Annotated in this window: 11 protein-coding genes; 5 read left to right on the top strand and 6 right to left on the bottom strand. The window is 66.5% G+C overall.

Annotated features, from left to right (window positions below; translation table 11 throughout):
* Positions 1-36 precede the first annotated feature (36 nt).
* Both rraA and Q9R30_RS18675 read left to right on the top strand, forming a co-directional pair.
* The gene (gene rraA / locus Q9R30_RS18670) at positions 37-534 is read left to right on the top strand and encodes a ribonuclease E activity regulator RraA (RefSeq protein ID WP_104999422.1); all 498 of its coding nucleotides are present in this window, start codon (positions 37-39) and stop codon (positions 532-534) included.
* 336 nt (positions 535-870) lie between these two features.
* Complete coding sequence (locus Q9R30_RS18675) at positions 871-2,310, top strand: sugar porter family MFS transporter (protein ID WP_311218525.1); 1,440 nt, start codon at positions 871-873, stop codon at positions 2,308-2,310.
* Between the two features lie 92 nt (positions 2,311-2,402).
* On the opposite strand, the gene Q9R30_RS18680 is transcribed toward Q9R30_RS18675, so the two are convergent.
* The 4 genes from Q9R30_RS18680 to Q9R30_RS18695 all read right to left on the bottom strand — a co-directional run bounded on the left by Q9R30_RS18680 (position 2,403) and on the right by Q9R30_RS18695 (position 6,730).
* A complete protein-coding gene (locus Q9R30_RS18680; RefSeq protein ID WP_311218526.1) occupies positions 2,403-2,684 on the bottom strand; it encodes a GNAT family N-acetyltransferase in 282 nt (93 codons plus the stop codon).
* 120 nt (positions 2,685-2,804) lie between these two features.
* Complete coding sequence (locus Q9R30_RS18685; protein ID WP_104999424.1) at positions 2,805-3,968, bottom strand: mannitol-1-phosphate 5-dehydrogenase; 1,164 nt, start codon at positions 3,966-3,968, stop codon at positions 2,805-2,807.
* The gene (locus Q9R30_RS18690) at positions 3,968-5,959 is read right to left on the bottom strand and encodes a PTS mannitol transporter subunit IICBA (protein WP_311218527.1); all 1,992 of its coding nucleotides are present in this window, start codon (positions 5,957-5,959) and stop codon (positions 3,968-3,970) included. The genes Q9R30_RS18685 and Q9R30_RS18690 overlap by 1 nt, the downstream gene beginning before the upstream one ends.
* Before the next feature lie 48 nt (positions 5,960-6,007).
* Complete coding sequence (locus Q9R30_RS18695) at positions 6,008-6,730, bottom strand: TetR/AcrR family transcriptional regulator (protein WP_311218528.1); 723 nt, start codon at positions 6,728-6,730, stop codon at positions 6,008-6,010.
* Positions 6,731-6,889: 159 nt separating this feature from the next.
* Here Q9R30_RS18695 and ptsP point away from each other — a divergent pair, with 159 nt between their 5' ends.
* Positions 6,890-8,575, top strand: a complete 1,686-nt coding sequence (gene ptsP, locus Q9R30_RS18700) for a phosphoenolpyruvate--protein phosphotransferase (protein WP_104999427.1) — start codon at positions 6,890-6,892, stop codon at positions 8,573-8,575.
* A 24-nt stretch (positions 8,576-8,599) separates the two neighbouring features.
* Here ptsP and Q9R30_RS18705 read toward each other — a convergent pair whose 3' ends face one another.
* Positions 8,600-9,382 carry an alpha/beta fold hydrolase gene (locus tag Q9R30_RS18705; protein WP_104999428.1) on the bottom strand — a complete coding sequence of 261 codons (783 nt, stop codon included), beginning with the start codon at positions 9,380-9,382 and terminating at the stop codon, positions 8,600-8,602.
* A gap of 48 nt (positions 9,383-9,430) precedes the next feature.
* Between Q9R30_RS18705 and Q9R30_RS18710 the strand changes: the two genes are divergently transcribed.
* A complete protein-coding gene (locus Q9R30_RS18710; protein WP_104999429.1) occupies positions 9,431-9,838 on the top strand; it encodes a helix-turn-helix domain-containing protein in 408 nt (135 codons plus the stop codon).
* Positions 9,839-9,850: 12 nt separating this feature from the next.
* Here Q9R30_RS18710 and Q9R30_RS18715 read toward each other — a convergent pair whose 3' ends face one another.
* Complete coding sequence (locus tag Q9R30_RS18715; protein WP_311218529.1) at positions 9,851-11,071, bottom strand: helix-turn-helix domain-containing protein; 1,221 nt, start codon at positions 11,069-11,071, stop codon at positions 9,851-9,853.
* Positions 11,072-11,304: 233 nt separating this feature from the next.
* On the opposite strand from Q9R30_RS18715, the gene Q9R30_RS18720 reads away from it, so the two are divergent.
* The coding region (locus tag Q9R30_RS18720) for an alanine dehydrogenase (RefSeq protein WP_396136749.1) at positions 11,305-11,733 on the top strand (429 nt) is incomplete at its 3' end.

Consider the following 11,733-nt stretch of genomic DNA (forward strand, 5'->3'; position numbering starts at 1 on the left):
GCCACCAGCGTCACCGAGGATCAAGGAGAGAACCACATGAACGCAGCGCCCACGCCCGCGGAGGGCACCGCTGTCAACACCGCAGACCTCTACGACGAACGCGGCGATGAATTGGCATCGATATCGTTGCAGTTCCAGTCCCTGGGCGGCCGCTCGCACTTCAGCGGCCGGGCGCGGACCATCCGCTGCTTCCAGGACAACGCTCTGGTGAAATCAACCTTGGCCGCGCCGGGTAACGGCAGCGTGCTGGTGGTGGATGGCGGCGGCTCGCTGGCCACGGCCCTGATGGGGGACATGATCGCCGAAAGCGCCGTGGCAAACGGCTGGGCCGGCGTCGTCATTAACGGCGCAATCCGGGACCGGGAAGCCATCGCCCAACTGGATCTCGGCGTGAAGGCCTTGGGCAGCAACCCGCGCAAGAGCGCCAAGGACGGCGCCGGCGAAGTTGATGTGGATGTGGAGATCGGCGACGTGACCATCCGAACGGGAGCCATGATCTGGTGCGACCCTGACGGCATCCTGGTGGAACGGTAGTTTCCGCGGCCTCGGGGCCGAAATTTTTTGGCTGCCGGGTCTTCCCCATCCTGGGCACGGCCATCCTCACCGCTGCCGCCAGTGTCAGGGACTCTCCCTCGGCGTGGACACCGGGCCGTGGTCTCCCGGCGTGATCGCGGACCTGATGCGGACCGCCATGGCGAGCCCGGACCCCGCCGTCGTCGTCTTCTGTGTTGGAGGGCGACAGTCCGAAAGTGGAACCGCGGGCGGTGACGTGCCACACTGTGTAGCGCGTGTGCGCCGGCCGTCCCGGCCGGTACCGCAGCCGACGACGTCCGCACCGCATCCACCAAACCCCCAGACCAAGGGAGAACCATGCCCACTGCACAGGAGCAGACAACCGCCCGGATACCGCAGCGGGTGATCTGGCTGGCGCTCGCGGGGGCGGTGGGCGGATTCCTGTTCGGCTTCGATTCGTCGGTGGTCAACGGCGCGGTAGATGCCATGAAGGACGAGTTCGCACTGTCCGAGGCCGTGACCGGCTTCGCGGTGGCCATCGCGCTGCTGGGATGCGCTGCCGGCGCGTTCCTTGCGGGCAAGGTGGCGGACCACTACGGGCGCATTCCCGCCATGAAGCTTGGTGCTCTGCTCTTCCTGGTCAGCGCGCTGGGCACCGGCTTTGCCTTCGGCGTCTGGGACCTGATCTTCTGGCGCCTGGTGGGCGGGCTCGGAATCGGCCTGGCTTCGGTGATCGCCCCCGCCTACATCTCGGAGATCTCGCCGCGGCACGTAAGGGGCCGGCTGGCCTCGCTGCAGCAGCTGGCCATCACCACGGGTATCTTCGCAGCCCTGCTGTCCGATGCGCTCCTGGCCACCAGCGCCGGCGGCGCCGACCAGCCCTACTGGCTGGGGATCGAGGCCTGGCGCTGGATGTTCCTGGCCGCAGCCCTGCCCGCCGTGGTGTACGGCTGGGTGGCGTTCACCCTTCCCGAGTCGCCGCGCTTCCTGGTGTTCCTGGGCAAGGAGGATGAAGCGCGTGCGGTCTTTGACTCGATTGCTCCGGCAGAGGACACTGACCGGCACATCCGCGAGATCCAGGACGCCATCGAGGAGGACAAGCTGGCGGGCCAGAAGGGCTCCCTGCGCGGCCGGACCTTTGGCCTGCAGGCAGTGGTATGGGTGGGCATCGTCCTATCCGTTTTGCAGCAGTTCGTGGGCATCAACGTGATTTTCTACTACTCCACCACCCTGTGGAAGGCGGTGGGCTTCCAGGAGAAGGACTCCCTGGCCATCTCGGTGGCCACGTCCGTCACCAACATCCTGGTCACCCTGGTGGCCATTGCCCTGGTGGACCGCATCGGCCGCCGGCCCATCCTGCTGGCAGGCTCCGTGGGCATGGCCGTGTCGCTGGGCGCCATGGCACTTGCCTTCTCCACCGCCGTGGGCTCTGGTTCGGAGATTTCCCTGCCCGGTGTGTGGGGTCCGGTGGCCCTGGTGGCTGCGAATGTTTTTGTGGTGAGCTTCGGCGCGTCCTGGGGACCGCTGGTGTGGGTGCTCCTGGGCGAAATATTCCCCTCCCGGATCCGTGCCCGCGCCCTTGGCCTGGCTGCGGCCGCGCAGTGGGTGGCGAACTTCGTGATCACGCTGAGCTTCCCGGTAATGGCCGCCGGCTCGCTGCCGCTGACCTATGCCATGTACGCGCTGTTCGCCGCGGCGTCGTTCTTCTTTGTCATGTTCAAGGTGCCGGAGACCAACGGCATGTCCCTGGAGCAGGCGGAGACCCTGTTCGTGGCCAAGGGCTCCGCCCGCGCCTAAAGCGGCCCTCTCCCCGATGCTCTCTCACTTAATGTCGCCCACCCACCGACGCTCTCTCACTTAATGTCGCCCACCGACCGACGCTCTCTCACTTAATGTCGCCCACCCACCGACGCTCTCTCAGTTAATGTCGCCCACCGACCGACGTCAGAGCGGTGGGTGGTCAGCTGCATCAGCGTGCAGCCGCGGCGCCGGGATTCATCGATGGCCCACCGCACCATCAGGTTCCCGAGCCCTTTGCCACGGAGGCTCGCGGCCACCCGCACGCCCTCGATCTGCGAGCGCCAGCCGTCCTGCCGCGACATACGCGGGAGGAAACGGGGCAGGCACCTGGGTTGCGCATCACCGGACCAGCATTCCACCGCCAGAGACATCACAGCGCACGACGCCGGCACTCGGGTGGGTGCCGGCGTCGTGATTGCAGGAGGGTTGCGGGAAAACCCGCATTATCTGCGAGAGGGTTGGGGAAAAGGCCGCAGGAAGTGCGAGAGGGTTCAGGCCGGGGCCTTCGCCGCCTCTGCCTGCCGCTCTTCCACCAGGGTTGCCACGGCGTTGAACAGTGGATGGTCCGGTTCCAGGCCGGTAATGCGGGCGGTAGCGTCCGCCGGGCTGGAGGAGGCCAGGATGCCGGCCAGTTCCGTGGCCTCGGCGTCGGCGGGATCGTTGAACCGCAGCGCTGCGGCGATGGCGCCCAGGAGCGCCTCCGGCACAATGCCGCGTTCCGCGAGTTCGGCGGCGGGACCGATGAACCGTTCGTGCCGGCTTAGCTTCCGCAACGGGGCACGGCCCACCCGGTGGACGGTGTCCGGCAGGTAGGGGTTGGAGAACCGGACCAGGATTTTCTGGACGTAGGCTTCCTGCTCGTCGTTGCTGAAACCGTGCTTGCTCACCAGGAGCTGCTTGGTTTCCTCCAGCACCGCCCGGACATCCTCGGCCACGTCCTGGTCGGCCATGGCCTCGGAGATCTTCGCCAGGCCCGCCTCGAACCCGAAGTAGGCGGCCGACGCGTGGCCGGTATTGACAGTGAACAGCTTCCGCTCGATGTACGGCGAGAGGTCATCCACAAAGGTGGCCCCCGGGATGACCGGTGCGGAATCACCGAAGGCAGTGCGGTCGATGACCCATTCGTAAAAGGTCTCCACCGTGACGTCCAGGCCCTGCCCTGGTTCCTGGTTGGGCACAATCCGGTCCACCGCGGTGTTCGCAAACACGGCTTTCCCGTCCAGCGCCCCGGCGGCTGCCCCCGGCTGGGAGGCAACCTCCTTGGCGAGGATGTCCGTGGCGTTGATAGCGTTCTCGCACGCCATCACCTCCAGCGGCGGAAGACCGGGGCCCCTTGCCACGATGCCCCGGGCAATGACGGGCGCCACGAACTTCAGGATGTGCGGGCCCACCGCGGTGGTGACGATATCCGCCGTCGCGATTTCCGCGACGAGCTCCGCTTCCTGCGTGGTGGAGTTCAGCGCCCGGAAATTGGTGACTGTCCGCACGGCAGGGTTCTCCCCCACCTCGTGGACCGCGTAGCTGTCCGCTGCAGCCAGCTGGCTGATGAGGTCCTCGGCAACGTCCGCGAACACCACCTCATAGCCGGCGTCGTGCAGGAGCAGCCCGACAAAACCGCGGCCGATGTTTCCGGCCCCGAAATGTACAGCCTTCACTATGCGTTGACCTTTCCGAAGAGCTCCAGGACTTCCTCCACCGAGGTGGCCGCCTCAAGCCGGGCAACCTGTTCCTTGTTGGTGAAGACCTTCGCGATGGCGGACAGGATGTGCAGGTGTTCGTTGTTGACTCCTGCGACGCCCACGACGAACTTGACCTGCTTGCCGTTCCAGTCGATCCCCTCCGGGTACCGGATCACGGAAACCGCGGACTTGCGGATGTGGTCCTTGGCGGCGTTGGTGCCGTGCGGGATGGCCAGGAAGCTGCCCATGTAGGTGGACACGGACTGCTCCCGCTCGTGCATGGCCGCGATGTAGCCCTCGTCCACCGCACCGCGGTCCAGCAGGAGCCGGCCGGCTTCGTCGATCGCGGCGTCGCGCGTGGTGGCCGATCCGTTGAGCACAACGCTCTCGCGGGCCAGGATCTCGTGCGTGCCGGCACCGGGGGCGGCATCCACCGGAGCCTCGGCTGCTTGGGCACTGCCTGCCTGCCCGCCCTCGGTGTTGCTCTTCCGCACCAGTTCCACGATCTCGTCGTAGCGGGGGCTGCTCATGAAGTTGTCCACCGAGTAGTGGACGGCACTGGACGTGGCCGGCTTGGCCCGTTCCGTCAGGTCCTGGTGGGTGATCACCACGTCGTAGTCGTCGCGAAGGTTGGCGATGGCCGCGTTCGTGACCTTGACGTCCGGGAACCCGGCCGCCTTGATCTTGTTCCGCAGCACCGAGGCGCCCATGGCACTCGAGCCCATGCCGGCGTCGCACGCGAACACGATGTTGCGCACCGGTCCGGCCAGGACGGCCACGCCGCCCGCGCCGGCAGCCGCGCCGGCGCCGGCCAGGCTGGAGGCAACGGAGCTCTTCTTGCCCTTCATCTGCTCCATCTTTGCGGTGGCGTCATTGAGGTCCACTTCGTCGCTGTGCTTGGTGGTCTTCATGATGATGGAGGCCACCAGGAAGGAGGCCGTCGTGGCCAGCAGGACCGCGAGGATCACCCCGAGGTAGCTGTCGCGGGAGGTCTGGGCGAGCACCGCAAAAATGGAACCGGGGGCGGCCGGCGCCACCAGCCCCGAACCTGTGATGGCAAGGGTGGCCACACCGGTCATGCCGCCGGCGATCGCAGCAAGGATCAGCAGCGGCCGCATCAGCACATACGGGAAGTAGATCTCGTGGATGCCGCCGAGGAAGTGGATGATCGCGGCACCGGGAGCCGAAGCTTTGGCGGCTCCCCGGCCGAAGAACATGTAGGCGAGCAGGATGCCCAGGCCGGGGCCGGGGTTGGCTTCAAGCAGGAACAGGATGGACTTGCCCTGCTCCAGTGACTGCTGGACGCCCAGCGGAGTGAGCACGCCATGGTTGATGGCGTTGTTGAGGAACAGCACCTTGGCCGGCTCGATGAAGATGCTGGTCAGGGGTAGCAGGCCGTTGTCCACCAGGAACTGGACCACGTTGCCGGCACCCGCGCTGAACGCAGAAACCACCGGAGCGATGGCATAGAAGCCAAGCATGGCCAGCAGGGCGCCCCAGATGCCCGCGGAGAAGTTGTTGACCAGCATCTCGAAGCCGGGGCGGATCTTGCCCTCCCAGAGGGAGTCGATCTTCTTCATGGTCCAGCCGCCCAGCGGGCCCATGATCATGGCACCGATGAACATCGGGATGCCGGCACCCACAATCACGCCCATTGTGCCGATGGCGCCCACCACGCCGCCGCGGACGTCATAGACCATCCGGCCGCCGGTATAGGCAATCAGGAGGGGCAGCAGGTAGGTGATCATCGGCCCGACGAGGCCAACGTTCGGCTTTCCGTCCGTCTCCCCGAAGCCACCCAGTTGGGGAACAGGCACCCAGCCCTTCTGGATGAAGAGTGCCGTGATGATGCCCCAGGCGATGAAGGCGCCGATGTTGGGCATGATCATGCCGGACAGGAACGTCCCGAACTTTTGGACGTGCACGCGCGCGCTGGTGCGGGGTTTTGCAACTGTCTCTGTTGCCATGTGATTTCCTAACCGTCATTCCTGCTGCTCCGCAGGATGGTCCGATGTTTAAGAGCTTGTGGAGATGCGGTGGAGCCATTCGAGGAAAAGCTTGAGCTCCGAGCTTGAAAGCTGGTCAGAGTGCGATGCCTGAAGTGCGGCGTTCAGGGCGATCGCTGCCACTACTACCGAGGATCTCCCGGCATCTCCCGGGGCCGGGCCGCTGGCGGGCTCGGCTGACACCGCAAAGATCATGGCGTCCCGGGTCATGGTGGACAGTTCGAGGTTCCGCTCGGAGGCGGGCTCCGCAATCAGCATCAGCGTCACGCCCACGTTGGCCGCCAGGATGGACCTGGCCGCTTCCCTGGGCTGGACGTTCAGCTGGCCCGCCGCCGCTGCCTTGTTCAGCATCTCCTCCATGAGCGCCTCGGCGTCTGCGACGATCGCCGGGCGGCTTTCCGGGCGGATGTTGCCGAACATCACCAGGTACAGTTCCGGTTGATTCAGCCCGAACTGCACATGGTTGTCCCACATTCTCCGAATATCCTCGAGCGGCTGTCCGGAGGGGGCGAAATCCCTCTCGCCCGCTACGTACTCTTCAAACCCTGCGGCGACGACGGCGTCAAACAGACCTTCCTTGTCACCGAAGTGGTGGTACAGCGTGGGAGCTGTGACCCCCGCCAGCTGCGTGATCTGGCGGGTGGAGACGGGAGCGCCCGCCGAGTTCGCCAGCAGCTCCGCGGCAGCACGGAGCAGTCGCATTTTGGGGGGAAGCTGGCCATCCAAACTCATAACCGCTACCCTAGCACCTATAGCATTGCTATATGAACTGAATCACATACAATTTTTTTCAGGCACGTTTCCCGCCTCCGGACGTAGCAGTCCGGGCGGACCGGCATGGCGCCGGCGGTATCGGCGGGCCTGGCAACCGGCAGAGAATGAGGACCTTCAGTGCAGAACTTCCCAGGAGTAGGCGTCAGCCCAGGCCGCGTCATCGGCACCATCCGGCAGATGCCCAAACCCATCAGCGAACCTCCCGCCAGCGAGCAGCTGGCGGCGGGGACCACCGCGGAGGAAGCAACCGCAGCCCTGAAGGCGGCCTCCCAGGCCGTGCACGATGAACTGAAGGACCGCGCCGCCCACGCCATCGGTGATGGAAAGGCCGTCCTGGAGGCAACTGCGCTGATGGCCAAGGACACCATGCTCATCAAGGGTGCCGCCAAGCTGGTGGCCCGCGGCACGTCCGCCGAGCGCGCCATCTGGGAGTCCGGCTCCTCGGTCTCCGAAATGCTCCACAACCTGGGCGGCTACATGGCGGAACGCGCCACTGACGTCCTTGATGTCCGTGCCCGGATTGTCGCTGAGCTGCGTGGAGTGCCCGCACCCGGCATCCCGGCATCCAGCACACCGTTCGTCCTGGTGGCCGAGGACCTGGCGCCGGCGGACACCGCCACCCTGGACCCCAACAAGGTCCTCGCGCTCGTCACCGCCGGCGGCGGCCCGCAGTCCCACACGGCCATCATCGCCCGGTCCCTCGGCCTCCCCGCCGTTGTTGCCGCCGTGGGCGTGGATGAGCTCCCCGACGGCACCGAAGTCTACGTGGACGGCGCCGCCGGCAACATCACCTCCGAACCTGACGAATCCCTGCGCGCGGCAGCGGAAGCGTGGGCAGCCACGGCTTCCCTGCTGGCCGAGTTCAACGGCACGGGCGCGACGGCGGACGGCCACCTGGTGCCGCTGCTCGCCAACGTGGGCGGCGGCAAGGATGCCGAGGCGGCAGCCAAGCTGGGCGCCCAGGGCGTAGGCCTCTTCCGCACCGAGTTCTGCTTCCTGGAACGTGACACCGAACCCAGCGTTGAAGAGCAGGCCGCGGCCTACAAGAGCGTTTTTGACGCTTTCCCGGGAAAGAAAGTGGTCCTGCGCACGCTTGACGCCGGGGCCGACAAGCCGCTCCCGTTCCTGACCGACTCCACCGAGCCGAATCCTGCCCTGGGTGTCCGCGGCTACCGCACGGACTTCACCACCCCCGGCGTCCTGGACCGGCAGCTGGAGGCAATCGCCCTGGCGGAGAAGCAGTCCCAAGCGGACGTCTGGGTCATGGCCCCCATGATTTCGACGGCGGAAGAGGCTGCCCGGTTTGCCTCCATGTGCGCGGACGCCGGCATCAAGACCCCCGGCGTGATGGTGGAGGTCCCGTCCGCCGCCCTGACCGCCGAAGCCATCCTTCGGGAAGTTGCCTTCGCCAGCCTCGGCACCAATGACCTCACCCAGTACGCCATGGCCGCAGACCGCCAGCTCGGCCCGCTCGCCAACCTCAACACGCCCTGGCAGCCGGCCGTCCTGCGCCTCGTTGGCCTGACAGTCGAAGGGTCCCGCGCGGAAGGAAACAACAAACCCGTGGGCGTGTGCGGTGAGGCGGCGGCCGACCCTGCCCTCGCCGTCGTCCTTACCGGCCTGGGCGTAAGCACCCTGTCCATGACGGCCCGCTCGCTTGCTGCCGTGGCGGCGGTGCTGAAAACCGTCACACTCGAGGAAGCCCAGCAGCTGGCGAAACTTGCCTTGTCCGCTCCAAGCGCCACGGAAGCGCGGGCATGGGTCCGGGAGAAGCTGCCGGTCCTGGAAGAACTCGGCCTCTAGGGACACCGTCCGGCCCGTGCCGCCCTATGCGGTCACGCCGAAACCATCCAGTGCACGAACCCAGCCACTGATGGCCCGGGCCGCCCTTCCAGGGGCAGTGTGCTGCAGAACGTGGCCCTGGCCCGGGATTTCAGCCACTGTGCCCTGCTGCGCAATGGCCGCGAGGCGTTCGCACCAGGGGCGGCGCGCAATGGGATCCTTGGCGCCGCGAAGGACCAGGCAGGGTTGGCTGATGCCGGCCAGCCTTTCCTCCATGGGGTATGCCATCATGACCGGCAGTTCGGTGAGGTACCAGCGCGGCCCGGCCCTGAAGTAGTCGCTGAACACGACGGCGTTCGATGTCAGGCTCTCCCTTAACAGTGCGTCGCGGGTGAGGGCCAGCGCCTGCCTGGTGACAGTCTTCCTGGGGGAATCCACCACCGGCCCCATCAGGACGGCACCGGCCACCCGGCCGGGTTTCCGGAGCGCCAGTTCCACCGCGAACTGCGCGCCCATGGAATGACCCACAACCACATAGCTGGAAACGCCGGAGTCGGCCAGGACAGCGCCCACGAACTCCGCAAAATCATCGATCTGGAGCTGGCGGGGCGGCCTTGACGCCTTGCCGAAGCCCGGGAGGTCGAATGTATAGACATCCGCTTCCCTGGCCAGCTCGAGATGCAGCCGGGCCAGGTACCGGTGGGAAACTCCGATGCCGTGCAGCAGGACGTAGGCAGGCCGGTTAGGGGCTCCCGCGGGAAGGACTGAGGCGTAAAGCCTGCCCCGAAGCCCGCCCGCTTCCACATCCCGGCCGCCGCTAAGTTCCATTTGCCGAGCATACCGCCCGGGCGGGGTGGCCGCCGGTAGGCTGGGTGCATGGCACTGATAGCTCCGCGGATCACTGGCGCCCTCCCGTCGGAGGATGCTGAGAAGCTGGGCCGGGCGCTTGCGGGCAGCGACGACATCACCGTCTTCGTGGATGGCACGGTCCATCGGCTGCCGCCACTGGCGAGGGACGCCGTCGTCGATCTCCTGCACCGCTTCAGCCGCGGCGAAGCGGTGACCGTCAGCAGCGTGGAGGACATGCTCACCACGTCCAAGGCAGCCGAGCTGGCGGGCATTTCCCACACGTACCTGCGCAACATGACGGACCGCGGGGAGATCCCGGTGGAGTACCGCGGCACCCACCGGCGGATTCCGCGGGCCGCCATAACGGCCTGGTTGGAGAAGCAGAAGAAGGCCGAACAACCTGACGAAGCGAAGGAACCAGGGAACAGCGCCTAGGTTCTGCACGCCTCAGATGCGTGGCCGGCCCGCCCAGCGGCGCATCTTTAGCGCGGCATGGAGCTCCAGGCGGGGCATCCCTTTGAGCGGATCAACGCCGAGCAGCTGGCGAATCCGGCCCAGCCTGTTGTAGATGCTGCTGCGATGCAGGTGGAGCTTGGTGGCCACGTCCTGGACCGAGCCGTCGTTGTCGTACAGGAGTTCCAGGACCGGAAGCAGTTCCCCGTTGCGGTCGTGGTCCTCAAGCATGCGGAAGTAGACCGAAGCCGAGTCAGCCCAGGCACTCGCGCCTCCGCCAGCGGACGCGAGCAGCTGGTAGACGCCCGTGGCCCTGCAGTCCACGAGTTCCCCGAGCTGCGGATCCACGGCGGCAGCCTGGGCCGCCAGCTTGGATTGGCGGTACGCCGCGGCGAGCTCGCGCGGCCGGCCAAAGCCCTCGCTGATGCCCAAAATGATGCGCTGCACCGGACGGCCGGAACGCTTGGCAAGCTCCAGGTGGTAGTGGACCAGCACCTGGGCGTGGTTGGCCCGGCCGGACAATTCGCGGAACAGCACAACGGAATGGGTGTCCGTGCCGGCGCTGAACAGGGCAGAGTCGACGCCGATGGTCGCCTGGAGCGCGGCAGAGCGGTGGATGAGGGTGGATGCGATGGGGTCGGATCCGCCGGCCCAGCCATCGGCGTCGAGCACTGTCACCACCTGCCAGGGACCGCGGCCCTGGATTTCCTTCCAGCCTGCAATGGCGGCCACGGCGTTGGGCTCGCCGGAGCAGGCGGCCAGGAACTCCCGTTCACGCCCCCGCCGGAATTCGGACTCGGCCGTGTTCGAATCGAGCAGGAGCCCTGATAACGTTTCAAGCTCGTGGTTGACGGCCGGCAACTGGGTGAGGATCGCGGTCGGATTCTCATCGGCGGAGTCCTGCTGCACCCACAGGTACCCCACCCGGAAGCCGCGCACCATCAGCGGAACGCACACCCGGCCCAGCATGCCCAGGTCCTGGTTGGCCGGCACCACCACCGGACGGACGGCGGTGGCAATGCCGTGCGAGAGCTGCCAGGCGCTGACGTCGGCCGGCACTTTCTTGCTCAGCAGGAAGTTCACCCGCACCCGGTCCGCGTGGGACTGGTTGGAGCTGTAGGCCAGCAGCACCCCGTCCAGATCCTCCAGTGACAGGCCACGGCCCAACTTCTGCGCCACCTGTTCAACCAGTTGTTCCACACCCTGCTGCTGCATGGGCCAACATTACTGCCTGGGCGGCTTCCGGGACGAACGGACACGAGGCGACACCTGCCGCCCTGCGGCTCGACAAATGTCCAGCACGAACCGGCAAAAACCCCGGAATGACGCGGTTCGTTTACGGGCCGCCGCTCGCTTTCATGTCAGCTGGCTCACAACCGGATTTATCGTTGATACACGAAATCCTTCCGCACTTTCCGGCGTACCAAGCCGAGAACCTGGAGCCCACGATGATCATCGGCGTCCCTAAAGAAATCAAGAACAACGAGTTCCGGGTGGCCATCACCGCCGCCGGTGTCCACGAGTTCCGCAGCAACGGCCACACCGTCCTGGTGGAGCGCGGCGCGGGGCTGGGCTCCGGCATCACCGACGAGGAATACGCCATCGCCGGCGCCGAAATCGTCAATGAGGCCGACGACGTGTGGGCCCGCGCCGACATGGTCATGAAGGTCAAGGAGCCCATCAAGGCCGAGTACCACCGCTTCCGCAAGGGCCTGATCCTTTTCACCTACCTCCACCTGGCCGCCGAGCCCGAACTCACCCGCGAGCTCATCAACTCCGGCGTCACCGCCATCGCCTACGAAACCGTCCAGGAAGGCCGCACCCTTCCGTTGCTCGCCCCCATGTCAGAGGTTGCGGGCCGGCTTTCCGTGCAGGTA

The sequence above is a fragment of the Arthrobacter sp. AB6 genome (assembly GCF_031844545.1).
In the GTDB taxonomy this organism is placed as follows: Bacteria; Actinomycetota; Actinomycetes; order Actinomycetales; family Micrococcaceae; genus Arthrobacter.